The sequence below is a fragment of the Rhodococcus sp. T7 genome (assembly GCF_009872365.1).
Lineage (GTDB): Bacteria > Actinomycetota > Actinomycetes > Mycobacteriales > Mycobacteriaceae > Rhodococcus_F.
On sequence record NZ_WXYH01000360.1, the window covers coordinates 1 to 23,624 of the forward strand.

Genomic DNA, 23,624 nt, shown 5'->3' on the forward strand with positions numbered 1-23,624 from the left:
CCCGCAGACCTCGCGACCGCGATCGACGCGGCCGCGAGGGACTGACCGGATCAGCTGACTGCTGCGGCCTTCTTCGGCGCCCGCTTACGCGGCGTCGCCGTGGCGGCCGCGGCAGTCTTCTTCGCCGACGCGGACTTTCGCGTCGGCGAGGACTTGGCTGCCTTCGACTTCGCCGGAACGGGTGCAGGCACCGCGAGGACATTCTCGAGGAACCGGCCCGTGTAACTCTCCGGAACCTGCGCGATGTCCTCCGGGGTTCCCTCCGCGACGACGGTTCCGCCGCCGGACCCACCCTCGGGCCCCATGTCGACCACCCAGTCGGACGTCTTGATGACGTCGAGGTTGTGCTCGATCACGATCACCGTGTTGCCCTTGTCGACCAGGCCGTTGACGACTCCGAGCAGCTTGCGGATGTCCTCGAAGTGCAGACCCGTCGTGGGCTCGTCGAGGATGTACACCGTGCGGCCCGTCGAACGTTTCTGCAGTTCGGCGGCGAGCTTCACGCGTTGCGCCTCACCACCGGACAGCGTGGGCGCGGGCTGACCGAGCCGCACGTACCCGAGACCGACCTCGACGAGGGTCTTGAGGTAGCGATGGATCGAGGTGATGGGCTCGAAGAATTCTGCGGCCTCCTCGATCGGCATGTCCAGGACCTCGGCGATGGTCTTGCCCTTGTAGTGAACCTCGAGCGTCTCGCGGTTGTACCGGGCACCGTGGCAGACCTCGCACGGCACGTACACGTCGGGGAGAAAGTTCATCTCGATCTTGAGCGTGCCGTCGCCGGAGCAGGCCTCGCACCGGCCGCCCTTGACGTTGAACGAGAACCGGCCCGGCTGGTAGCCGCGCACCTTCGACTCGGTGGTGGCGGCAAACAGGGTGCGGATCTTGTCGAACACCCCGGTGTAGGTGGCCGCGTTGGACCGCGGGGTGCGGCCGATCGGCGACTGGTCGACCTGCACGAGCTTGTCCAGCTGGTCGAGCCCGTTGACGCGGGTGTGCCTGCCGGGCACCTGACGGGCGCCGTTGAGCTTGTTCGCCATGACAGTCGCGAGGATGTCGTTGACGAGCGTCGACTTACCGGACCCGGACACACCGGTGACCGACGTGAGCACTCCCAGCGGGAAGCTGACGTCGATGCCGCCGAGGTTGTGTTCGCGCGCGCCGACGACCGTGACCTGCCGCTTGCGGTCGACCGGACGGCGGATGGCGGGAATCTCGATGTGACTGCGGCCCGACAGGTAGGCGCCGGTGAGGGACTCCTCGCAGTCGAGCAGTTCCTGGTACGGCCCGCTGTGGACGACCTTGCCGCCGTGCTCGCCGGCGAGCGGTCCGATGTCGACCACCCAGTCGGACGTGCGGATGGTGTCTTCGTCGTGTTCGACCACGATCAGTGTGTTCCCGAGGTCGCGCAGGCGCGTCAGGGTCTCGATGAGACGCCGGTTGTCGCGCTGGTGCAGACCGATCGACGGCTCGTCGAGCACGTACAGCACACCCACCAGTCCCGAGCCGATCTGCGTGGCGAGACGGATGCGCTGCGCCTCACCACCGGACAGGGTGCCTGCGGCGCGGGCGAGGGAGAGGTACTCGAGGCCGACGTCGAGGAGGAAGCCGAGTCGGGCCTGGACCTCCTTGAGCACCTGACCGGCGATGGCCTCCTCGCGGCTGCCCAGCGTGAGGCTGTTCAGGAAGTCGGCGCAATCGGATATCGACAGTTCGCAGACCTCGGCGATCGACTTCATCCCGAACTTCTCGTTCGCGATCGTGACCGACAGGATCTCGGGGCGCAGGCGCGCACCGCCGCACGCGGGACAGGGGGTGTCCCGCATGTAGCCGTCGTAGCGTTCCTTCATCTGGTCGGACTCGGTCTGCTCGAGCCGGCGGTGCAGGAACGGCATGACGCCCTCGAACTCGGCGTAGTAGGAACGGGTACGCCCGTACCGGTTCTTGTAGCGGACGTGGACCTGCTCCTCACTGCCTTCGAGGATCGCCCGGCGCGCCTTCGCCGGAAGCTTGTTCCACGGCGTCTTCATGTCGAAACCGAGAATGTCGCCGAGTCCGGACAACAGCCGACCGAAGTATTCGGAACTCTGCCCCATCGACCACGGCGCGATGGCCCCGTCCGCCAGCGACAACTCGGGGTCCGGGACGACGAGGTCCGGGTCGACCTCCTTGCGGATTCCGAGACCGGTGCACTCGGGGCACGCGCCGTACGGGGAGTTGAACGAGAACGACCGCGGCTCGAGGTCGTCGATGGACAGTGCGTGGCCGTTCGGGCACGCCAGCTTCTCCGAGAACCGACGTTCCCGGTCGGCGGCGTTCTCCTCGCGGTCGACGAAATCGAGGACGACGATGCCCTCCGCCAGTCGCAGCGCGGTCTCGACGGAATCGGTGAGCCGCTGCTTGGAACCGGCCTTGACGGTGAGGCGGTCGACGACCACCTCGATGTCGTGCTTCTCCTGCTTCTTGAGTTTGGGCGGCTCGGACAACGGATACACCACGCCGTCGACCCGCACACGCGAGTAGCCCTGCATGTTGAGCTGGTCGAACAGGTCGACGAATTCACCCTTGCGGGTACGCACGACGGGGGCGAGCACCTGGAAGCGGGTGCCTTCCTCCATCTCCAGAACCTGGTCGACGATCTGCTGCGGCGTCTGCCGCGCGATCTGCTCCCCACAGATCGGGCAGTGTGCGGTGCCGGCCCGCGCATAGAGCAGACGGAGGTAGTCGTAGACCTCCGTGATGGTTCCGACCGTCGACCGCGGGTTCCGGTTGGTCGACTTCTGGTCGATGGACACCGCGGGCGACAGACCTTCGATGAAGTCGACGTCGGGCTTGTCCATCTGACCGAGGAACTGGCGCGCGTACGCCGACAGCGACTCGACGTAGCGTCGCTGGCCCTCGGCGAAGATCGTGTCGAACGCCAGACTCGACTTGCCCGAGCCCGACAACCCGGTGAACACGATCAGGCTGTCGCGGGGCAGATCGAGATCGACCCCTCGCAGATTGTGCTCACGGGCACCCCGCACGATAAGGCGATCCGCCACTCCAAGTCCCTTCATTGTTCGACAGCCGAGGACGCGCGTGGACGCTCAGCCCTCTGGCCGTGCCATGGTAAGCCGGGGCACCGACACGTTCTGTGGGACGGATGGCCGCCCTGCCACTCACCTGCCTGTATTCGACGGTAGCCTCCCCATCATGACCGAGCAGCCCATGGTGATAGAAGACTCGTACACCGGCCACCTCTCCCCCGGTTCGGCGCCGCAGCGCCGCACGGTTCCGGGAGCCACGATCACGAAGATGTCCGTCGGCCCCATGGACAACAACGTGTACCTGGTCGTCTGTTCCGCAACCGGAAAATCCGTCCTCATCGACGCCGCCAACGAGGCGGACCGCGTCAACCAACTGATCAGCGAACACGCGCCGTCCCTCGACCTGATCGTCACCACGCACCAGCACGGCGACCACTGGCTGGCGCTCGAGGACGTCGCGGCGGCCACCCGCGTGGACACCGCCGCCCATCCCCTCGACGCCGATGCACTGCCCGTCCGGCCCGACCGCCTCCTCGAGGACGGCGACACCGTCACCGTCGGCGAGATCACCCTCGACGTGATTCACCTCGCCGGCCACACCCCCGGTTCCGTCGCGCTCGCGCTCACCGAGGCAGGCGGCGGACGCACCCACATCTTCACCGGCGACTCCCTCTTCCCCGGCGGCGTCGGCAAGACCGCCGACGCGGGCAAGTTCGCATCACTGCTCACCGACGTCGAAACCAAGCTCTTCGACCGCTACGGCGACGACACCGTCGTCTACCCCGGCCACGGTGACGACACCACCCTCGGCGCCGAGCGCCCCCACCTCGGGGAGTGGCGCGAACGCGGCTGGTGACCGCATCCGATCGCCGATCGCGGACCGCACGGCCGCGATTGGCGATCGGCCTCCCTGGGTACTGGTGAATGGGCGGACCGTCGGTCCGGCAACTCTGTCGTACGCCGACGACTGCCCAGAACTCTCGTTAGTGTGAGACGGGAGAACTCGAGATTGGGAGGCCAGGAATGCTCGTCCGTCGTATCGCTCGCCCACTGCTGTCCGCGATCTTCATCAGCGGAGGGATCGATGCACTTCGAAATCCGGCGCAGAAAGCACAGGCCGCCGCACCACTGATCGACAAGTCCACCGACGCGCTTCCCGGGTCCGTCACGCAGAAGATCCCGTCCGACCCGGAGACGTTGGTCAAGATCAACGCCGCCGTGCAGATCGGCGGCGGCGTGCTCCTCGCCACCGGCAAGGCGCCGCGCCTCGCATCGCTCGCGCTCGCAGGCAGCCTCGTGCCCACTACCGTTGTGGGGCACGACTTCTGGAACGAGACCGACCCCGCGAAGAAGGCGGCGCAGCGCACTCAGTTCCTCAAGAATGTGAGCCTGCTCGGCGGACTGCTGATCGCCGCCGTCGACACCGAGGGCAAGCCGTCGCTGGGCTGGCGTGGACGCCGCGCCGCCCGGCACGCACAGGAGACCGTGGCCGCGGCCCTGCCACTCGGATCCGGCCACGACCATCACGGCCCCGAGATCGCAGAGGCCCTGGCCGCGGCGTCGGAGCGCGCCCGCATCCTGTCCGGTGAGGCCGCCGAGCGCGGGTCGGGCCTTCTCGAGGTCGCGAAAGAACACGGCGCCGAATTCGCGAAGGTCGCGGCGGATCGCGGCGCCGAATGGGCGGAGGTCGCGAAGGAGCACGGCGCCGAGTGGGCGGACGTCGCCCGCGAACGCGGCGCCGAATGGGCGGACGTCGCGAAGGAACACGGCGCCGAGTGGGCGGACGTCGCCCGCGAACGCGGCGCGGAACTCGTCGAGGCGGCGAAAGAGCACGGCCCGGAACTGGCCGAGGTCGCCCGTGAGAAGGGCGGAGAATGGGCCGGCACCGCCGCAGAACGCGGTGAGGTGCTGAGCAAGCGGGCCCGCAAGCAGGCGGAGACCGCGCTCGAGAAGGCCAGGGCGAAGCGGGACGAACTGTCTCACTGACCCGGCCCGCGCCGGATATTCGATCTGATCGGCCCCGGAGACCGCCGCTGACCTGCGATGTCAGCGACACGCCTCCGGGGCCGACTAGACTGTCCAGGCACTTTTGCAGCCGATCCGGTTGCAGCCGAACCAGTCAAGGAGACCTCTTGCCCGACGAGGACACGTCACGCGACGAGCGCGAGCTCGAGCAGCAGTACGTGACGATGCTCTACACCCGACTGGACGGCCTTCGCCGATACGCGGCGAACCGGCTGAGCCGTGTACTGCTCGAAACCGGGGGAACCCCGCAGGCCCGGAGCGAGCGGGAGTCGTTCAACCAGCTCTACACCGAAGACCTCGCCAAGTACGACGCCGCCGAGAACGGACTGTGCTTCGGCCGGATCGACCTCGACGGCGAGCACCGCTACATCGGCCGCCTCGGCATCCTCGACGAGGAGAACGACTACGAGACGATGCTCCTCGATTGGCGTGCGCCCCTTGCCCGCCCGTTCTATCTCGCGACGCCCGCCGCCCCGGACGGCGTCACCCGCCGACGGCACATCCGCTCGCGGAGCCGCCGGGTGACCGCCGTCAACGACGAATACCTGGACCTGGCGGCAGCGGAGGCCGCGGGCACGGTCACCGGTTCGGACGGCGTCGCGGGTGAGAGCGCGCTGCTCGCGGCGTTGAACGCGGCCCGCACGGGTCAGATGAACGACATCGTCGAGACGATCCAGGGCGAGCAGGACGCCATCATCCGGTCGGAGCACAAGAGCGTACTCGTGGTCCAGGGTGGTCCCGGAACCGGCAAGACCGCGGTCGCTCTGCACCGCGCCGCCTACCTGCTCTACACGTATCGCCAGCAGCTCGCGAAGGCCGGCGTCCTGATCATCGGCCCCAATGCCACGTTCCTCGACTACATCGGCCAGGTGCTGCCGTCGCTCGGCGAGACCGGTGTGTTGCTCTCCACCATCGGCGACCTCTACCCCGGGGTCCGCGCCACCGTCGAGGACAGCCTCGACGCCGGCGAGATCAAGGGCTCGCTCGACATGCTGGACGTTCTCAAGAAGGCGGTCCGGGACCGGCAGGAAGTGCCGTCACGGCCCGTGGAGCTGACGTTCGACACCTACCGGATCACCCTCGACCGCAAGGTCGTCACCCGGGCTCGTGGCCGGGCGCGGTCGTCCAGGCGCCCGCACAACCTGGCCCGTCCCATCTTCGTCTCCTCGGTCATCGAGGCGCTCGCGCAGCAACTCGCGGACACGCTCGGCGCCAACGTCGTCGACGGCGGAAACCTGCTGAGCCGGGACGACATCGCCGACATGCGCGACGAGATGCGTGAGGACCCGGACATCATGACGGCGATCAGCGCGCTGTGGCCGGAACTGTCGCCGCAGCAGGTCCTCGCCGAGCTGTACGCCTCACCGAAGCGACTGGCCGATGCCGCGCCGAATCTGACGGAGGCGCAACGCGTCTCGCTGCACCGCCCCGGAATGCGCGGCTTCAGCGCCGCCGACGCCCCACTCCTCGACGAACTGGCGGAACTCCTCGGCGTCGACGACGCCGCCGAGCGGGAGCGCGCCCGTCGCCAGTGGCGGGCGCAGATCGCGGACGCCCAGGGCGCCCTGGACATCCTGACCGGATCGGCGCCGCAGGACCTCGAGGACGAACTGGACCCGGAAATCCTGATGGCCTACGACCTGATCGATGCCAGCCAGCTCGCCGAACGCCACGACGTCGGGCAGCACCAGACCACCGCGGAACGCGCCGCCGGCGACCGAACGTGGACCTACGGTCACGTGATCGTCGACGAGGCGCAGGAGCTCTCGGAGATGGCGTGGCGAATGCTGATGCGGCGCATACCGAATCGCTGGATGACGCTGGTCGGCGACACCGCGCAGACCGGCGACCCGGCGGGAACGTCGTCGTGGCAGCGGATCCTCGAACCGTACGTCGCCAAGCGGTGGAAGCTGACGGAACTGACCGTCAACTACCGCACGCCGGCGGAGATCATGACGTCAGCCCGGCGGGTTCTCGCCGAGATCGACGCCGAGCAGACCGTGCCGCGGTCGGTACGCGAATCCGGTTTCGCACCGTGGGCCCTGCAGGTGTCCGAGGCCGAACTGGCTGACACCGTGCGCACCTTCGTGTCCCGGGAAACCGGACCGGGCACGACCGTCGTGATCGGCGGCCACGACCTGGTCGCCGCACTCGCCGACCTGAGGTCGGACACGGTCAGCGTCCTCACGGTGCGTGACGTCAAGGGATTGGAATTCGACTCGGTGCTCATCGCCGAGCCCCAGGACATCCTCGACGAGTCGCCGCGCGGCATGAACGACCTCTACGTCGCCCTGACCCGTGCGACGCAACGCCTCGGTGTGGTGCACACGAAGGCGTTGCCCGCGGTGCTGTCCGAACTCGGCCCGACAGAGGTCGGGATCCTGTCGTGACCCCGGGCGGTCGCGGTCGGCGGATCGGGTGTGGACTCATCCTCACCACGATTGCGCTGACCGCGTGCTCGGAGGCCACCGCCTCCGACCCGCCGCCCACCGCCTCGGTCGCATCCACCACCGCCGCATCACACCTGGATGCCCGTGGCCTGCGCTACAGGGAGGCGCTGGTCGCGGCGGGGATTCCGGCGCCGCCCGACGACACGGTCCTGGCGCTCGCCAACGGGATCTGCGGTCAGCTGTCCGAGGGGACCGACGAGGCGACAATTCTCGCGCATCTGACCCCGATGGCGAAGTTCGCCTCGGCGACGTCGGATTCCGGTATGACCACCGAACAGGTGGCGCAGGTGTATCTCGATGCCGCCGAGGCGAATTACTGCTGATCGGTCCGGTGTCAGCGCACCGTGTGGACGATGAGGACGTCGGACGTCGACTTGCGTGCGGCATCGGACGGAACCGACCCGAGAAGCCGGCCGGTGAGGGTGTTGAGTCCACGGTTACCGATCACCAGGAGACCGGCCTCGACCTCGTCGACCAGGTTCAGCAGCGACTCGACGGGGGCGCCGACGACGGCGCGTTCGACGACCTCCTTGGCGCCGGCGGCGTGGGCGCGCTCCTTCGCCGTGCGCAGGATCTCGTACGTCGGGGCCGAACCGGTGATCTGGTAGGCCTCGTCACCGAGCGCGTCGGCGGCCTGCCCGACGTCCTTGGGATCGGCCGGGTAGTACGCGCAGGCGATGATCAGCTTGGCACCGGCGTCCCCCGCGATGGCGGCAGCCTTCTCGACGGCCAGAAACGACGACTCGGAGCCATCGGTTCCGACGACAACGGTCCGGTAGGCGCTCATTCATTCCTCCATGTCTGCGGTGGTCGATTGGCCGGGGTCCGGACACACGTCATGCCTGGACCAGCAGCCACTGCGCTGACCCTAGCCGCCCCGGTGCCCTCATAGGTGCATTTGCAACACATGCCACAGGGGATATCCCCGGTGCATGACGGATCACATTTTCCGTGCGCTCGGGCTGTGATCGGTGTCAGCGGGACACGGCGACCTTGGGACCGAACACACCGGCCGGGAACACTCCCGCCGCGACGATCGCGTCCCGCCACGGGGTCGCGAGTTCGACGAGCCGGGCCGCCCCGTCCTCCCCCAGTGCCGCCCACGGTGCCAGCGCGAGATCGTCGGTGAGATCCTCGACCAGTTGCCGCAGTTCCTTGCCTTCGGCAGTGAGTTCGCCCCGGGCGTCCAGGATTTCCCGGTCACGCAGACTCTCGCATGCGGAGTCCCACTGCTCCTGGGTCCAGGCCCGGCGAGTGATCGCGAACTTCTTCTGGAACCCGTACCCGGTGGCGGTGTGGGTGATCAGCGATTCGAGTCCGCTCAGACCTGCAGTCTGCAGGGCGGCGATGTGACCGTCGCCGCGGTACTCCCGCAGCACGGTGAGGGCATGCCAGAACGCGAGATGCGGTGAGTCCGGCCACTCGACCTCGGTGTAGCCCGCACAGAGCGGCCTGCCCTCGACACCCGGGATACCCCGCGCCGCAATGGACGCCAGTTCGGCCGCCTCGGCCATCTCCGGCGACGTGGTCACCGATTCACCGAGCAGTCGCACATACGCCTCGCCGACCGCCCGGTACCGCGCCTCGACGATTGCCGCGGGCGTGGCCAGACCCCAGGCACGCGGAATGATCGACTCGACCACGGCGGGACTGAAGTTGAAGAACGTGGCCGTGACCACGGCCGCGCCGACCGCGCCCATCGGCGCGGAACGTCCGGCGAAGTAGGTCATCCGGCCCGGTTCGAGCCCCGCCTCGACCAGCCGTTCCTCGACCTCGGGAACGAAATAGCTGAGGGAGTGAAGCAATTCCAGGGATCGGGCGGTGCGACCTGCGTTGTGTGCATCCATATGTGCGACCGTACTGCTGCGCGACCGTAGTGCCTCGGCGCCCTCGCTATTTCAGGCCCGCGGCATCCATGCCGCGCAACTCCTTCTTCAGATCGGCGATCTCGTCGCGCAGTCGCCCGGCGAGTTCGAACTGCAGATCACGGGCGGCGTTCATCATCTGATCGGTCAATTCCTTGACCAGGTCGGCCAATTCCGCCCTGGGCATCGACTTCGTGTCGCGGCCCTCGTACACGCCTGCACTGACCGACCGTCCCGCCTCGCCCTGTGCACGACGCCCCCGGCTGGCGTTGCGGCCGGAACCGCCGACGTCGACGCCACTGGCCGTGTCCTCGGCCTCCTCGTAGACCTGGTCGAGGATGTCGGCGATCTTCTTCCGCAGCGGCTGCGGATCGACGCCCATCTTCTCGTTGTACGCGATCTGCTTCTCACGACGACGCTCGGTCTCCTCGATGGCGTGCTGCATCGAGTCGGTGATCTTGTCGGCGTACATGTGTACCTGACCGGAGACGTTACGAGCCGCACGGCCGATCGTCTGGATGAGGCTGGTCGAACTCCGCAGGAAGCCCTCCTTGTCGGCGTCGAGGATGGCCACCAGCGACACCTCGGGCAGGTCGAGACCCTCACGCAGCAGGTTGATACCCACCAGAACGTCGTACTCCCCCAGCCGCAGCTGCCGGAGCAACTCGACGCGCCGCAACGTGTCGATGTCCGAGTGCAGGTACCGCACCCGGATCCCGAGCTCGAGGAGGTAGTCGGTGAGGTCTTCCGACATCTTCTTCGTCAACGTGGTGACGAGGACGCGCTCGTCGCGGTCCGCGCGTTCCCGGATCTCGTGCACCAGGTCGTCGATCTGGCCCTTCGTCGGTTTGACGACCACCTGGGGGTCGACGAGACCGGTCGGGCGGATGACCTGCTCGACGAACTCGCCCCCGGCCTGCCCCAGCTCGTACTTACCGGGTGTGGCCGAGAGGTACACCGTCTGCCCGATGCGCTGGGTGAACTCCTCCCACGTCAGCGGGCGGTTGTCGGTGGCCGACGGCAACCGGAACCCGAATTCGACGAGGTTCCGCTTACGCGACATGTCACCCTCGTACATCGCACCGATCTGCGGGACGGTCACGTGGGACTCGTCGATGACGAGGAGGAAATCCTCCGGGAAGTAGTCGATCAGCGTTGCGGGCGCGGTGCCCGGTCCACGACCGTCGATGTGCCGCGAATAGTTCTCGATGCCGGAGCAGAACCCGACCTGCTTGATCATCTCGAGGTCGTACTGGGTGCGCATCCGGAGCCGCTGCGCCTCGAGCAGCTTGCCCTTGTTCTCGAGGTCGGCGAGCCGCTCCTCGAGTTCGGCTTCGATGTCCTTGACGGCGCGTTCCATCCGCTCCGGACCCGCGACGTAGTGCGTGGCCGGGAAGATGCGCACCGAGTCGACCTTCCGCACGATGTCCCCGGTGAGCGGGTGCAGGTAGTACAGCGCCTCGATCTCGTCGCCGAAGAACTCGATCCGGACCGCCAGTTCCTCGTACGAGGGAATGATCTCGACCGTGTCACCGCGCACCCGGAAGGATCCACGGGTGAACGCCAGGTCGTTGCGGGTGTACTGCACGTCGACCAGCAGCCTCAGGAGGGCATCGCGCGGAACCTCCACACCGACCTCGAGCTGCACCGAGCGGTCGAGATACGACTGCGGGGTGCCGAGGCCGTAGATGCACGACACGGACGCCACCACGACCACGTCCCGCCGCGAGAGCAGGCTCGACGTCGCGGAGTGCCGAAGACGCTCGACGTCGTCGTTGATCGACGAGTCCTTCTCGATGTAGGTGTCGGTCTGCGCGATGTACGCCTCGGGCTGGTAGTAGTCGTAGTACGAGACGAAGTACTCGACGGAGTTGTTGGGCAGCATGTCGCGCAACTCGTTGGCCAGCTGCGCGGCGAGCGTCTTGTTGGGCGCCATCACCAGCGTGGGGCGCTGCACCTTCTCGATCAGCCACGCCGTGGTCGCCGATTTACCGGTACCGGTGGCGCCGAGCAGGACCACATCTTTCTCACCTGCGTTGATGCGGCGTTCCAGATCCGCGATCGCCGTCGGCTGGTCGCCGGCCGGTTTGTGGTCGCTGACGACCTCGAAACGCGCCTCCGACCGCTCGATCTCCCCGATGGGACGGAACTCGGAATGTGCCACGACGGGGTGCTCGGATGCAAACGCCATGCAACCAGGGTAGGCCGAGGTACCGACAAACTTCCCGGGTGATCTCCGTCGGCGGAAAATCCCGGTAGGTTCCCTGCCATGGCAGGCGCGACGCACGACATCCACCCACCGAAGGTCGAATACTTCGACCTCCGCGATCACACCAACACCGACCCCAAGGGTTTCGTCCGTCACGTCGATCACTACCGCGTCGAGCCGTGGGGGCTGTACATGGCGCGCACCGCCGACCACCGGCAGTTCCACTACCTGGAGTCGTGGCTGCTCCCCGACCTGGGCCTGCGCGCGTCGATCTTCCACTACCACCCGTACCACCAGCGCGATCAGGACCACTACGTCGACATCGGCACGTTCACCCGCGGCGAGAACGTGTGGAAGTCGGAGGACCACTACCTGGACCTGGTCATCCGCACCGGCCGCGACACCGAACTCCTCGACGTCGACGAACTGATGGAGGCGCACCGCGCCGGCCTGCTCGACGCCGCGACGGCCGAGCAGGCGATCCTCACCGCCACCACGGCGATCGACGGAATCGCCGCACACGGCCACGACCTCGGCGGCTGGCTGGCCTCGATCGGCATGCCGATCGACTGGCGGTGACCTACGCGGTCCACCCTGTTCGCTCGGCCCACTCCCACGCCCGGTGATACGCGCGGTCGAACCACGGGGTCTTCGCGTCGACGTAGGCGGTGATCGCGTCCTGATAGTCGGTGTGACCGGCCGCCTTCTCCGCCGCGGCCTCCTTGACCGCGAGGTACTCGGCGCGGGCGTCGGTGTCGGCGCGGAGCCAGTCCCGGAACACGAGCGCGAACTGCTGTCCCGGCCACCCGTCGACCCGGAGGTGGATGTTCACCGGCCGACCCGGATCGGCGCCGCCGTGGATTCGCTTGCCCCACAGCGCCGGATCGGTCTCGCCGCCCTGATAGGACGGCTTCGGGTCGTCGGCGGTGATGTGCTCGATACGGGGAAACCCGGCACCGGCGAGTGATTCTGCGAGTTCGTCCGCGATGTCGAGGCTCGCCACCGTCACCTGGACGTCGATGACGTCCTTGGCAGGCAACCCGTCCACGGCCGTCGACCCGATGTGGTCGATCCGGACGGCGCGGTCGCCGCACACCAGCTGCAACCGGGCGATCAACCGGTCCGCCTGGGCAGGCCACTGCGGATTCGGCGCGGCGAGTGCGGGCAGCACCCGTACGACGGTCCGCGTGCGGATGTTGGACTCGAAGGGCACGAGACGCTCCGACCACAGTGCGCGGATCTCCGGCTCGAGCGCGCCCGCGGCACCGCTGTTGTCGAGCCGGACGTCGGCCGCCGCCCGCCGTTGATCGTCATCCGCCTGGGCGGCGATCCGCGCCCGCGCGTCGGTCTCGGGCATCCCCCGCGATCCGACGAGCCGCTGCACCCGCTCCTCTGCATCGACGAACACGACGACGACCAGATGGAACGCGGCGCCCATTCCGCCCTCGACCAGCAACGGTATGTCCTGGACGAGCACCGCGTCCTCCGGCGCCGACTCGATGATCTCCGCGGTGCGCGCCCCGACCAGCGGGTGGACGATGGAATTCAACGCCAGCCGCGATTCTTCGTCGGCGAAGGCGCGCGCTGCCAGGGCGGGCCGGTCGAGCGCGCCGTCCGCCGTCAGGATCTCCTCGCCGAACCGGTCGACCAGGGCAGCGAGGCCGGGCGTACCGGGTTCGACGACCTCCCGCGCGATCAGATCGGCGTCGACGATCACCGCCCCGAGTTCGGCGAGGACCTTCGACACGGTGGACTTACCGGCTCCTATGCCTCCAGTGAGGCCGATTCTCAACACGCCCCCCAGTGTTGCACCCGCCCCGCAGCGACGACGCACGTCCCTCGCAGATCACCACCCTCTTCCCGCTCAGCAGACTCACCTGCCCCAAATACCACAGAAGTCCGACACGTTCGGTTATGTTCGAGCGAACGCACCGACCTGCACCTTCTCGAAGAAGAGGAACGCCATGCGCGATCACCGCAACCAGTTCGGTCGGCACCGCCTCGGCATTGCGGGCGGGGTGCATTGCATCGAGATTCCCGAGGTGGCCTCCGCGCTCGCCGAGCATCGCCGAACCTGGCTCACCGCGCTCATCAGCCAGGGCAGGCACAGCTTCGCGACGATGCGCAAGCGCACCGAGGTGCAGTCCTCGTCCGGCTACTGGATTCCCGCAACCGCGAACTGAGCGCCCGCGCACCACCCACGCACTGTGGCCCGACCTCCGAAGAGGTTGGGCCACAGTCGTATTCAGCACAGTTACATTCAGCACAGCCGTACCCAGAGGTCCGGAAACGACGAAACCCCGCCCCTGCAGTGCAGGAACGGGGTGTTCGGCTGCGCCTGACGAGTCAGGCGGACTTGCTAGGCGTTGCCCGACAGCTTCTCGCGCAGAGCGGCGAGCTGTGCGTCGCTGGCCAGCGATCCACCGGCAGACTCGGACGACGAGGAGCTGGAGGACGAAGCGGCGTCGGCGTCGCCGGCACCCGACTCGGAGGAGTAGCCGGCAGCAGCGGTGGCAGCCTCGGCGGCCTCGTCTGCAGCGGTCTTCTCCATCTGAGCGGTGTGCATCTTGTGACGACGCTCAGCCTCGGCGTAGCGGTTCTCCCACTCTTCACGCTGCTTGTCGAAGCCCTCGAGCCATTCGTTGGTCTCGGGATCGAAGCCCTCGGGGAAGATGTAGTTGCCCTGCTCGTCGTAGCTGTCCGCCATGCCGTACTTGGACGGATCGAACTCGGCGTTGTAGTCCTCGTTGGCCTGCTTCAGCGACAGCGAGATGCGACGACGTTCGAGGTCGATGTCGATGACCTTGACGAGTGCATCGTCGTTGACGCCGACAACCTGGTCCGGAACCTCCACGTGGCGCTCGGCCAGCTCGGAGATGTGGACGAGGCCTTCGATTCCCTCTTCGACGCGCACGAAGGCACCGAACGGAACCAGCTTCGTGACCTTGCCGGGCACGATCTGGCCGATGGCGTGCGTGCGGGCGAACTGACGCCACGGGTCTTCCTGGGTGGCCTTGAGCGACAGGGAGACGCGCTCGCGGTCCAGGTCGACGTCGAGAACCTCGACGGTGACCTCGGTGCCGACCTCGACAACCTCGGACGGGTGGTCGATGTGCTTCCAGGACAGCTCGGACACGTGCACCAGGCCGTCGACGCCGCCCAGGTCCACGAAGGCACCGAAGTTGACGATGGAGGACACGACGCCCTTGCGGACCTGGCCCTTCTGCAGCTGGTGCAGGAACTCGCTGCGAACCTCGGACTGCGTCTGCTCGAGCCATGCGCGGCGCGAGAGGACGACGTTGTTGCGGTTCTTGTCGAGCTCGATGATCTTGGCCTCGATCTCCTTGCCGACGTACGGCTGCAGATCGCGGACACGGCGCATCTCGACGAGCGAAGCGGGAAGGAAGCCACGCAGGCCGATGTCGAGGATCAGGCCGCCCTTGACGACCTCGATGACGGTGCCCTTGACGGCCTCGTCCTTCTCCTTGAGCTCCTCGATGGTGCCCCAGGCACGCTCGTACTGAGCGCGCTTCTTCGACAGGATCAGTCGGCCTTCCTTGTCCTCCTTGGTGAGGACGAGAGCTTCGACCTCATCGCCCACGGAGACGACCTCGTTGGGGTCGACGTCGTGCTTGATGGAGAGCTCACGGGAAGGGATGACGCCTTCGGTCTTGTAACCGATGTCGAGCAGGACCTCGTCACGATCGACCTTGACGATGGTGCCTTCGACGATGTCGCCATCGTTGAAGTACTTGATCGTTGCGTCGATGGCGGCGAGGAAGTCCTCGGCGGAGCCGATGTCGTTTACGGCTACCTGCGGCGAGGTCACGGTGGTGGAGGGCATGTGTTGAGTTGCTCCGGACGGGTTGTGGTCGGTTGATGGTGTTCTGTCGGACAAGCAACCCGACCCGACGAAACATTCCCGCCGAATCAGATCACCGCAAGCGCAAGGAACGACACCCGATTGGAACCGAACAAACTCGAACTGAACCGAATCCGATGCCGCACACATAGACACTCGCGTGGAATAGGCTACGCGCCCGTGGGCAAGCTGGGCAAACCCGGGTACGTTCCCACGCTCTACTCTGTTGCCCATGCCCGATCCTCGCCCGTCCGATTCTCCTCTCTCCCCGGAAGACGACCGCCACGGCACCGCCAACAGCGTCCTCGGAACGTCGGGGGTGAGCCGCGTGCGCGTCGACTCCGAGTCCAGCGAACGCGCGAGCCGGGCCTGGTGGGACGCCGACGCGGACGACTATCACCGCACGCACGGCGAGTTCCTCGGCGTGGACTCCTCCCGGGGCGAGTTCGTGTGGTGCCCCGAAGGGCTCCACGAGGGTGACTACCACCTCCTCGGGGATGTCGCGGGCAAGGACGTCCTCGAGGTGGGCTGCGGTTCCGCACCCTGTGCGCGGTGGCTGGCCGGCCAGGGCGCACGGGCCGTCGGACTCGATCTGTCCATGTCGATGCTGACCCGCGGGGTAGAGGCCATGCGGGCGGGCGGCCCGACCGTGCCGCTCGTTCATGCGGGAGCCGAGCACCTCCCCTTCGCCGACGCGAGCTTCGACATCGCCTGTTCGGCTTTCGGTGCAGTTCCGTTCGTGGCGGACTCACAGCAGGTGATGAGTGAGGTCGCCCGGGTCCTTCGGCCCGGCGGGCTGTGGGTGTTCGCCGTCAACCACCCGATCCGCTGGATCTTCCCGGACGATCCGGGCCCGCGCGGTCTCACCGCATCACTCCCCTACTTCGACCGCACGCCCTACGTCGAGGTCGACGGCGACGGCGTCCCCACCTACGTCGAGCACCACCGGACCATCGGCGACCGGGTCCGCGAGATCGTCGCGGCCGGGCTGGAGGTGCGCGACATCATCGAGCCGGAGTGGCCCGAGTGGCTCGACCGGGAATGGGGGCAGTGGAGCCCGCTGCGGGGGCAGATCTTCCCCGGCACCGCCATCTTCAGCTGCCTTCGGCCCGTGAGTACTTGTTAACCGCCGGCGGTTAACAAGTACTCACGGGGCCGGAGGCCACTAGAGCAGTTTCGACAGAAACGCCTTGGTGCGGTCGTGCTGCGGATTGGCCAGCAACTCGCGCGGATCGCCCGATTCGACGACGACGCCGGCGTCCATGAACACCAGCTGGTCCGCCACCTCGCGGGCGAATCCCATCTCGTGGGTGACGACGACCATGGTCATGCCGCCTGCCGCGAGATCCTTCATCACGGTGAGCACCTCCCCGACCAACTCCGGGTCGAGGGCGGACGTCGGCTCGTCGAACAGCATCAGCTTGGGGTCCATCGCCAGCGCGCGGGCGATGGCGACGCGCTGCTGCTGACCGCCCGACAGTTGCGCGGGGTACGCGTCGGCCTTCTCGCTCAGGCCCACCTGGTCGAGGAGATCGCGTCCCCGTTCGAGCGCCTTCTTCTTGCTCAGCTTCTTCACCTGGATGGGCGCCTCGATGATGTTCTCGAGCGCCGTCCGGTGCGGGAAGAGGTTGAAGTGCTGGAAGACCATCCCGATGTCCCGGCGCTGCTTCGCCGCCGCCCGGGGGTGGAGTTCGTAGAGCTTGCCGTTTCGCTCGGAGTACCCGACGATCTCGCCGTCGACGTACAGCCGGCCTGCGTTGACCTGCTCGAGGTGATTGATGCACCGCAGGAACGTCGACTTGCCCGACCCGGACGGCCCGACCAGGCACAGGACCTGGCCGGCGCCGATCTCCAGCGACACACCCTTGAGCACCTTCAGCGCCCCGAAGTTCTTGCAGACCCGGTCCGCCATGACCATCGGCGTCATTTTCGTTCCCCTCCGGGTGTGTCGGGCAGGGTCTCGGGACCGGGTTCGATGACCAGCGGCTTGCCCTGCGCGTCGGCGAGCGCCTGCAGTTGCCGCGCGGTGAGCTTGCGGGACGCACCCTTCGAGTAGTACCGCTCCAGGTAGAACTGGCCGATCATGAGCAGGCTGGTGATGGCGAGGTACCAGGTGGCGGCCACCATCAGCAGCGGGATGGGCTGGAAGTTCGCGCCCGAGATGTCTCTGGCACGTCCGTACAACTCCAGGCTGTACGGCACTGCCGTGACCAGCGACGTCGTCTTCAGCATGCTGATCAGCTCGTTGCCGGTGGGCGGGATGATCACCCGCATGGCCTGCGGCAGAACCGTGCGACGCATGGTCTGCGACCACGTCATGCCGAGCGCCACCGACGCCTCGGACTGCCCCTCGGCGACCGAGTTCACGCCGGCGCGGACGATCTCGGCCATGTACGCGGCCTCGTTGAGTCCCAGCCCGATCACCGCGAACAGGAACGCCGCGTTGATTCCCTGCAGGTCGATGTGCACGAACTGGTGGACGAACGGGATCCCCAGATCCAGCTGCTTGTAGATGGACGGGAACAGTCCCCAGAACACCAACTGCACGTAGACCGGGGTGCCGCGGAAGATCCACAGGTACCCCCACGACGCCGCCTTCAGAACCGGGTTCGGCGACAACCGCATGACGGCGAGCACGACACCGAGCACGATGGCGATGGCCATCGACAGGATCGTCAGCTGGATGGTGTTCCACGCCGCGGCCGAGATCCGGGCGTCGAACAGATACTGCGCGTAGACGTCCCAGCGGTACGCCTCGTTGGTGCGCGCACCGTTGACGAACAGCGCCAGCAGCAGGCCGACGACGATCGCGGCGATCCACCGGCCGGGCCGCCGCAACGGGATCGCCTTGATGGGTTCCGGTTCCTGCCCCGTCTCGGTGCCCGTCCGGTCCGGAGCCTTTTCCACGTCAGACACTCGTCAACCGCTCAGCTCGTGGCGCCGTTGATCTGGGACGTGGTGATGACGCCCGCCTCGACACCCCAGTTCTCCGCGATCGTCCGGTAGGTGCCGTCGTCGATGAGGTGCTGGAGCGCCTGCTGGAGGGTCTGCGCGAGCGGCGAGCCCTTCGCGACGGGCCAGCCGTACGGCGCGGCGTCGAAGACCTCGCCCGCGGCCTCGATCTTGCCGTCGCTCTGCTTGATCGCGTACGCGGTGACGGGCGAGTCGGCCGACATCGCGTCGACCTTGCCGAGGGCGACGGCGTTGGCCGCGTCGTCCTGGCTGTCGAACTTCACGATGTCGATCGGCGGCTTACCGGCGGCGACGCACGCGGCGCTCTTGGCGGGCACTTCCTCGAGGTCCTCGATGGTGGTCGTCTGCACGCCCACCCGGAGGCCGCACGCGTTGGTGGGGTCGACGGACTTCCCGGCGGGCTGCGCCCATTGCACCCCGGCGCTGAAGTAGGTGGTGAAGTCGACCGACTGCTCGCGTTCCTTCGTGTCGGTGAACGACGACATACCCATGTCGTAGCTGCCGGCCTGGATCGACGGGATGATCTTGTCGAAGTCCGCCTCGGTGTACTGCGGTGTCACGCCGAGCACCTTGCCCACGGCGTCCACGAGGTCGACGTCGAAGCCGACGATCTTGCCGCTCGGATCCTTGAACTCGTTGGGCGAGTAGGGAATGTTGACGCCGACGATGATCTTGCCGGACGAGGCGATCTTCTCGGGCAGTGTCGCCGCGATGGCATCCACCTTGTCGACTTCCACGGCGACGGTGTCTTCTCCGGACGGCGAGCCGCCGCCCTCGGTGTTGCTGGCGCAGCCGGCGAGCAGCAGAGCACTGCCACCCGCCAGTGCACAGATGGTGCGGGCCACTCGGCCTCGCGCGAAGACGGATCGACCAGACACTGGCATGTCCTCCAAGAATCGTGGTGCACCGGGCGAGCTACGGCGACGGAGAACTCTCGAACTCCGACCAGTCGAACGGTAGGTCACGACACCCGCGACTGCGGACGTCGTTACCGAACATTAACGGCCTGACCCGGCCCGTGGCGGCGGTTTCAGCGACGCAGTGTCCGGGCGAGGACGGTCTCGGTGAACTCGCTGGTCGACGCGAGTCCACCCAGGTCAGCCGTGGCGACCCCGGAGGCGATCGTCGCACGGACCGCGTCGCGGATACGGTGGGCCGCGCCGCCCAGATTCCGGTCGGCGCGCCGGTCCCCGAGCCACTCGAGCATCATCGCCGCCGACAGCATCAGGGCCGTCGGATTGGCCCGGTTGCGGCCCGCGATGTCGGGGGCGGCTCCGTGCGCCGCCTGCGCCATCACCTTCGTCTCGGAAGTGTTGATCGACGGCGCCGTGCCGAGCGAGCCGGACAGCTCGCCCGTCAGGTCCGACAGGATGTCACCGAACATGTTCTCCGTCACCACGACGTCGAAGTCGCGACCCCTGCGGACGAGGTGCGCGGTCATGGCGTCGACGTGCTCGTCGTCGATCCGCACGTCCGGGTAGTGGCGCTCCCCCACCTCCCGGCAGACGTCGCGGAACAGTCCGGTGGTCATCGACAGCACGTTGGCCTTGTGCACGATCGTGACGTGGCGGGCCCGCGTGCGCGCCAGCGCGAATGCGGTGTGCGCGATGCGCTCACACGCCCGCCTCGTCACGACTCCGACGGCCAGCGCGACGTCCGGAGTCGGCATGAACTCGCCGCTGCCGGCGAACATGTTGCGGTCCGCGTACAAGCCTTCGGTGTTCTCCCGGACGATCACGAGATCCATGTCCGGCACCGTCGAGGCGACGCCCTCGAGCGAACGCGCGGGACGGATGTTGGCGAACAGGTCGAAACGCTTGCGCACCACCCCGCCCGGGGTCAGCCTGCCGCGGAACGGCTCAGGGTAGGCGGCGCTGTCGTGCGGACCGAGGATCCAGGCGTCGAATTCATCCAGCGCGGAGAGCGTGGAGTCGGGGATCGGCGTTCCGTGCGACTCGATGGCGCCCAGGCCGAGGGGCAGTTCCACCCAGTCGACGTCACCGCCGCCGGCCGCGGTCACCGCGGCCGAGACCACCCGCTGGGTCGCCGGAACGATCTCGTGACCGATGCCGTCGCCGAGGAGCACCCCGATCCGGTTGCCGGAAATGTTTGCCGTAGCACCGCTCATGAGGCCATCATTGCCTACCATGGTCCAGTCGGTGGAACTGCTGTTCGACGAGGCGACCGACGTTGCCGTGCGCGCCGAGTGGCAACGCCTGTGGGATGCGGGGATGCCCAGCCGCACCCGGGTTCGCGCCGAATCGAATCGGCCCCACATCACCCTGTTCGTCGCACGCCACATCCCACCCGAGATCGACGAACTGCTGGGCCGCCGGATCGCGACGCCCTCGTTCCACATCCGGCTGGGCGGGCTCGTGATGTTCGGCGGCAGGCACGTCACGTTGTCCCGGTTGGTGGTGCCGTCGAAGGCCCTGCTGTCTCTGCACCGCAGCGTGTTCGATCTCGCGGAGCACGCCACAGAGGTCACGCCGCACATCCGCCCCGGCGAGTGGACGCCGCACGTGACCCTCGCGCGTCGGCTCCCGGCGGATCAGATCGCGGAGGCCGCGCGGCTGCTCGACGGCGGCGACATCATCGGCCGGGCGTCGGTGGTGCGCCGGTGGGACGGGGACGCCAAACGCGAGTGGGTGGTCACGGCACCCCCGTGATCACGGTGTGTGCGCGGCGATCGTCGCGGCGGCCCGTCGCGAAGACCGTTGGGTGACGACGATTCCCGCGATCACCGCGAGCGCCCCGACCGGCTGGTTCCAGGAGATGTGCTCGTCGAGTGCGACCGCGCCGAGCACCACGCCGACCACCGGGGTCAGGTAAGTGACGGTGGACGCCGCGGTGGGTCCCCAGCCGCGCACCACGTTCGTGTTCCACACGAACGCCAGTCCCGTGCCGAACGCCCCGAGCCCGATCATCGACGCGACGATCGCGGGGGTCAGGTGCATCGGTGTGCTCGCGACCCACGGTGTGGCGAGAACCATGACGGCTGCGGCGATCGACACCTGCATGAACGCGATGGTCGGTGTGCTCACGCCGCGCGGGAGGATGAACCGCCTCAGGTAGACCAGCGCCACGCCGTAGGACGCGGTGGCACCCAGGCACGCGAGTTGGGCGGGAACGCTGCCGAGAATCCCCGACTGCCACGGCGCCAGCACCACGACCACACCCGTGAATCCGAGCAGGAGGCCGAACAGCTTTGCGTCCGTGAGCTTCTCCCCCGGCAGGAATGCCAGGGCCACCGACATCGTCATCAGCGGTGTGGTGGCGTTGTAGATGCTGGCCAGCCCCGAACTGATGCTCTGCTCGGCCCAGCTGAACAGCAGCCACGGCAGCAGGCACTGCGCGACGGCCAGCACCGACAGGTGCGCCCACGTCGCCGCTTCGCGCGGCAACCGCGTCCGGGTGATTCCGAGGACGGCACCGAGGGTCACCGCCCCGAACACGAGTCGCCACAGCACGACCTGGGTGAAGGACAGGCCCTCGAGGCCGACTTTGATGAAGAGGAAACTCGCACCCCAGGCGAGCGCCGTGCCCGCGTACTGGACCGCCGGATTCCCTCTCAAAACCGGAAGTCTCCGTGCTGGATGACTTCGTTGTGCGTGTCGGGCGTGCGGCCGGCGAGCGCCAGCGCAGCGAGCGCCAGGAACACGAGGAGTACCACGACCAGGATTGTCATGCCTTCAGCCTGGTTCCCTCGGCCCCCGAGCAAAAGTGGCAGAAACGACATAGTTGATCGTTTTCCTGCCATACTCGGTTCGTGCTGAAAAAGGTCGTCGTGCCATTGATGCCGCTCACCGAGGCGTTCGAACTCGGCGTCGCCTGCGAGGTGTTCGGTTTCCACCGTTCCGACGACGGCCTGCCCACCTACGACTTCTCCCTCGTCGCCGGCTCACCGGAACCCATCCGCACCCGATTCGGATACGGCATCGACGTCCCGTACGACCTCGACCGGCTCGACGACGCCGACCTCATCCTCGTTCCCGCGGGCGGCACCTACGCCGAGGAGGACGGCTCCTACCTGTGCGCGAAGGAGCCCGCCTCGCACATGGATCCGCTCCTCGGCAAACTCCGGGCGGCGGTGGACCGCGGCGCCAAGATCGCCAGCCTCTGCAGCGGCGCGTTCGTGCTCGGCGCCGCCGGACTGCTGGACGGACGCAAGTGCACCACCCACTGGCGGCACGCCCGGCGGCTCGCCGAACTCCACCCGGCGGCCACCGTCGACCCCAACGTCCTCTACGTCGACGACGATCCGGTCCTGACCAGCGCGGGCACCGCCGCGGCATCGACCTGTGCCTGCACATCGTGCGTAAGGAACAGGGCAGCAAGGTGGCCAACGTGATCGCCCGGCGCATGGTCGTCCCGCCGCACCGCGACGGCGGCCAGGCGCAGTACGTGGCGATGCCGCTGCCGTCGACGACGATCGACACGCTCGGGCCACTGCTCGACTGGATGACCGAGCACCTCGCCCTGGACCTCACGGTGACCGCGGTGGCCGCCAAGGCCAACATGTCGCCGCGGACGTTCGCGAGACGGTTCCAGGCCGAGACGGGGACCACGCCGGCCCGCTGGCTGGGCGACCAGCGGGTGCTGGCCGCGCAGCACCTGCTCGAGAACTCGGACCTCTCGGTCGACGTGATCGCCGAACGCGTCGGCTTTCGCGGTGGCGCGGTGCTGCGGCAGCATTTCCTGCGGCTGCGCCACACCACCCCGCAGGCGTACCGCCGCACGTTCCGGGACACGGAGCGCACCGGCTGAGGAACCCGCAGGGAAGAATCGACGGCGACGCGGCGTTGCACAGGCAGACCCACCGATCGAAAGGACCCTCGTGGCCACCAAGACTCTGACTCAGCAGAACTTCGACGAGACCGTGACCGGCAACGACGTCGTACTTGTCGACTTCTGGGCGTCGTGGTGCGGACCGTGCCGCTCCTTCGCCCCCACCTTCGAAGCCTCGTCGGAGCAGCACCCGGACGTCGTGCACGCCAAGGTCGACACCGAGGCGGAACAGGGCATCGCCGCCGCCGCGAACATCCGCTCGATCCCCACCATCATGGCGTTCCGCGAGGGTGTGCTGGTGTTCAGTCAGCCGGGTGCGCTGCCGCCTGCGGCGCTCGAGGATCTGGTCACGCAGGTCAAGGCCCTCGACATGGACGAGGTGCGCAAGCAGATCGCCGAGCAGGCCCCCGCCGAATAGGGCGA

Annotated in this window: 20 protein-coding genes and 1 pseudogene; 10 read left to right on the top strand and 11 right to left on the bottom strand. The window is 67.6% G+C overall.

From position 1 onward, the window contains the following. Positions 1–50 precede the first annotated feature (50 nt). Entirely contained in the window at positions 51–3,044 is a 2,994-nt protein-coding gene (gene uvrA / locus MLGJGCBP_RS37030; protein WP_179220142.1) for an excinuclease ABC subunit UvrA, read from the bottom strand. 151 nt (positions 3,045–3,195) lie between these two features. On the opposite strand from uvrA, the gene MLGJGCBP_RS37035 reads away from it, so the two are divergent. The 4 genes from MLGJGCBP_RS37035 to MLGJGCBP_RS37050 all read left to right on the top strand — a co-directional run bounded on the left by MLGJGCBP_RS37035 (position 3,196) and on the right by MLGJGCBP_RS37050 (position 7,827). Beyond that, complete coding sequence (locus MLGJGCBP_RS37035; RefSeq protein WP_160102164.1) at positions 3,196–3,885, top strand: MBL fold metallo-hydrolase; 690 nt, start codon at positions 3,196–3,198, stop codon at positions 3,883–3,885. A gap of 167 nt (positions 3,886–4,052) precedes the next feature. Further along, positions 4,053–5,015: a DoxX family protein gene (locus MLGJGCBP_RS37040; RefSeq protein WP_160102166.1), complete on the top strand. Its 963-nt coding sequence runs from the start codon at positions 4,053–4,055 to the stop codon at positions 5,013–5,015. 146 nt (positions 5,016–5,161) lie between these two features. Then, complete coding sequence (locus MLGJGCBP_RS37045; protein ID WP_160102168.1) at positions 5,162–7,444, top strand: HelD family protein; 2,283 nt, start codon at positions 5,162–5,164, stop codon at positions 7,442–7,444. Further along, positions 7,441–7,827, top strand: coding sequence for a DUF732 domain-containing protein (locus MLGJGCBP_RS37050; protein WP_160102170.1), 387 nt, complete (start codon positions 7,441–7,443; stop codon positions 7,825–7,827). Before MLGJGCBP_RS37045 ends, MLGJGCBP_RS37050 begins: the two co-directional genes overlap by 4 nt. Positions 7,828–7,838: 11 nt before the next feature. Here the strand turns inward: MLGJGCBP_RS37050 and MLGJGCBP_RS37055 are convergent, their stop codons facing one another. The 3 genes from MLGJGCBP_RS37055 to uvrB form a co-directional block, all read right to left on the bottom strand. Further along, positions 7,839–8,291, bottom strand: coding sequence for a universal stress protein (locus MLGJGCBP_RS37055; protein WP_005247414.1), 453 nt, complete (start codon positions 8,289–8,291; stop codon positions 7,839–7,841). A 187-nt stretch (positions 8,292–8,478) separates the two neighbouring features. Then, positions 8,479–9,351 carry an SCO6745 family protein gene (locus tag MLGJGCBP_RS37060; protein WP_160102172.1) on the bottom strand — a complete coding sequence of 291 codons (873 nt, stop codon included), beginning with the start codon at positions 9,349–9,351 and terminating at the stop codon, positions 8,479–8,481. A 46-nt stretch (positions 9,352–9,397) separates the two neighbouring features. After that, positions 9,398–11,560, bottom strand: a complete 2,163-nt coding sequence (gene uvrB, locus MLGJGCBP_RS37065; RefSeq protein ID WP_087556336.1) for an excinuclease ABC subunit UvrB — start codon at positions 11,558–11,560, stop codon at positions 9,398–9,400. A gap of 78 nt (positions 11,561–11,638) precedes the next feature. Here uvrB and MLGJGCBP_RS37070 point away from each other — a divergent pair, with 78 nt between their 5' ends. Then, the gene (locus tag MLGJGCBP_RS37070) at positions 11,639–12,157 is read left to right on the top strand and encodes a DUF402 domain-containing protein (RefSeq protein ID WP_087556335.1); all 519 of its coding nucleotides are present in this window, start codon (positions 11,639–11,641) and stop codon (positions 12,155–12,157) included. A 1-nt stretch (position 12,158) separates the two neighbouring features. Here the strand turns inward: MLGJGCBP_RS37070 and coaE are convergent, their stop codons facing one another. Further along, positions 12,159–13,373, bottom strand: coding sequence for a dephospho-CoA kinase (gene coaE / locus MLGJGCBP_RS37075; protein WP_160102174.1), 1,215 nt, complete (start codon positions 13,371–13,373; stop codon positions 12,159–12,161). Between the two features lie 169 nt (positions 13,374–13,542). Here coaE and MLGJGCBP_RS37080 point away from each other — a divergent pair, with 169 nt between their 5' ends. Next, positions 13,543–13,761 (top strand): hypothetical protein, encoded by a 219-nt coding sequence (locus tag MLGJGCBP_RS37080; protein WP_087556398.1) that lies wholly within the window; start codon positions 13,543–13,545, stop codon positions 13,759–13,761. Between the two features lie 176 nt (positions 13,762–13,937). Here MLGJGCBP_RS37080 and rpsA read toward each other — a convergent pair whose 3' ends face one another. Continuing rightward, positions 13,938–15,422: a 30S ribosomal protein S1 gene (gene rpsA / locus MLGJGCBP_RS37085; protein ID WP_012687956.1), complete on the bottom strand. Its 1,485-nt coding sequence runs from the start codon at positions 15,420–15,422 to the stop codon at positions 13,938–13,940. Between the two features lie 250 nt (positions 15,423–15,672). Here rpsA and MLGJGCBP_RS37090 point away from each other — a divergent pair, with 250 nt between their 5' ends. Continuing rightward, positions 15,673–16,566 carry a class I SAM-dependent methyltransferase gene (locus tag MLGJGCBP_RS37090; RefSeq protein ID WP_160102176.1) on the top strand — a complete coding sequence of 298 codons (894 nt, stop codon included), beginning with the start codon at positions 15,673–15,675 and terminating at the stop codon, positions 16,564–16,566. Between the two features lie 39 nt (positions 16,567–16,605). On the opposite strand, the gene MLGJGCBP_RS37095 is transcribed toward MLGJGCBP_RS37090, so the two are convergent. The 4 genes from MLGJGCBP_RS37095 to MLGJGCBP_RS37110 form a co-directional block, all read right to left on the bottom strand. Then, positions 16,606–17,367, bottom strand: a complete 762-nt coding sequence (locus MLGJGCBP_RS37095; RefSeq protein ID WP_087556332.1) for an amino acid ABC transporter ATP-binding protein — start codon at positions 17,365–17,367, stop codon at positions 16,606–16,608. After that, positions 17,364–18,347 (bottom strand): amino acid ABC transporter permease, encoded by a 984-nt coding sequence (locus MLGJGCBP_RS37100; RefSeq protein WP_087556331.1) that lies wholly within the window; start codon positions 18,345–18,347, stop codon positions 17,364–17,366. The genes MLGJGCBP_RS37095 and MLGJGCBP_RS37100 overlap by 4 nt, the downstream gene beginning before the upstream one ends. A 20-nt stretch (positions 18,348–18,367) precedes the next feature. Next, a complete protein-coding gene (locus MLGJGCBP_RS37105; RefSeq protein ID WP_087556330.1) occupies positions 18,368–19,297 on the bottom strand; it encodes an ABC transporter substrate-binding protein in 930 nt (309 codons plus the stop codon). Positions 19,298–19,443: 146 nt separating this feature from the next. Further along, positions 19,444–20,541, bottom strand: a complete 1,098-nt coding sequence (locus MLGJGCBP_RS37110; protein ID WP_087556329.1) for an isocitrate/isopropylmalate dehydrogenase family protein — start codon at positions 20,539–20,541, stop codon at positions 19,444–19,446. Positions 20,542–20,560: 19 nt separating this feature from the next. Here MLGJGCBP_RS37110 and MLGJGCBP_RS37115 point away from each other — a divergent pair, with 19 nt between their 5' ends. Then, positions 20,561–21,082 carry a 2'-5' RNA ligase family protein gene (locus MLGJGCBP_RS37115; RefSeq protein WP_160102194.1) on the top strand — a complete coding sequence of 174 codons (522 nt, stop codon included), beginning with the start codon at positions 20,561–20,563 and terminating at the stop codon, positions 21,080–21,082. Here the strand turns inward: MLGJGCBP_RS37115 and MLGJGCBP_RS37120 are convergent, their stop codons facing one another. Then, positions 21,083–21,988, bottom strand: coding sequence for a DMT family transporter (locus MLGJGCBP_RS37120; protein ID WP_087556327.1), 906 nt, complete (start codon positions 21,986–21,988; stop codon positions 21,083–21,085). Between the two features lie 221 nt (positions 21,989–22,209). Here MLGJGCBP_RS37120 and MLGJGCBP_RS37125 point away from each other — a divergent pair. Both MLGJGCBP_RS37125 and trxA read left to right on the top strand, forming a co-directional pair. After that, positions 22,210–23,180 (top strand): annotated as a pseudogene (locus tag MLGJGCBP_RS37125) (helix-turn-helix domain-containing protein). Positions 23,181–23,250: 70 nt separating this feature from the next. Continuing rightward, a complete protein-coding gene (gene trxA, locus MLGJGCBP_RS37130; protein WP_005247443.1) occupies positions 23,251–23,619 on the top strand; it encodes a thioredoxin in 369 nt (122 codons plus the stop codon). The last annotated feature ends 5 nt before the right edge of the window (positions 23,620–23,624 follow it).

What these genes read in the sequence shown, in the direction of transcription:
- MLGJGCBP_RS37035 (WP_160102164.1), top strand. Translation starts at nt 3,196, where the DNA reads ATGACCGAGCAGCCCATGGTGATAGAAGACTCGTACACCGGCCACCTC.
- MLGJGCBP_RS37040 (WP_160102166.1), top strand. Translation starts at nt 4,053, where the DNA reads ATGCTCGTCCGTCGTATCGCTCGCCCACTGCTGTCCGCGATCTTCATC.
- MLGJGCBP_RS37055 (WP_005247414.1), bottom strand. Translation starts at nt 8,291, where the DNA reads ATGAGCGCCTACCGGACCGTTGTCGTCGGAACCGATGGCTCCGAGTCG.
- MLGJGCBP_RS37060 (WP_160102172.1), bottom strand. Translation starts at nt 9,351, where the DNA reads ATGGATGCACACAACGCAGGTCGCACCGCCCGATCCCTGGAATTGCTT.
- uvrB (WP_087556336.1), bottom strand. Translation starts at nt 11,560, where the DNA reads ATGGCGTTTGCATCCGAGCACCCCGTCGTGGCACATTCCGAGTTCCGT.
- MLGJGCBP_RS37070 (WP_087556335.1), top strand. Translation starts at nt 11,639, where the DNA reads ATGGCAGGCGCGACGCACGACATCCACCCACCGAAGGTCGAATACTTC.
- MLGJGCBP_RS37080 (WP_087556398.1), top strand. Translation starts at nt 13,543, where the DNA reads ATGCGCGATCACCGCAACCAGTTCGGTCGGCACCGCCTCGGCATTGCG.
- rpsA (WP_012687956.1), bottom strand. Translation starts at nt 15,422, where the DNA reads ATGCCCTCCACCACCGTGACCTCGCCGCAGGTAGCCGTAAACGACATC.
- MLGJGCBP_RS37090 (WP_160102176.1), top strand. Translation starts at nt 15,673, where the DNA reads ATGCCCGATCCTCGCCCGTCCGATTCTCCTCTCTCCCCGGAAGACGAC.
- MLGJGCBP_RS37095 (WP_087556332.1), bottom strand. Translation starts at nt 17,367, where the DNA reads ATGACGCCGATGGTCATGGCGGACCGGGTCTGCAAGAACTTCGGGGCG.
- MLGJGCBP_RS37105 (WP_087556330.1), bottom strand. Translation starts at nt 19,297, where the DNA reads ATGCCAGTGTCTGGTCGATCCGTCTTCGCGCGAGGCCGAGTGGCCCGC.
- MLGJGCBP_RS37110 (WP_087556329.1), bottom strand. Translation starts at nt 20,541, where the DNA reads ATGAGCGGTGCTACGGCAAACATTTCCGGCAACCGGATCGGGGTGCTC.
- MLGJGCBP_RS37115 (WP_160102194.1), top strand. Translation starts at nt 20,561, where the DNA reads ATGGTCCAGTCGGTGGAACTGCTGTTCGACGAGGCGACCGACGTTGCC.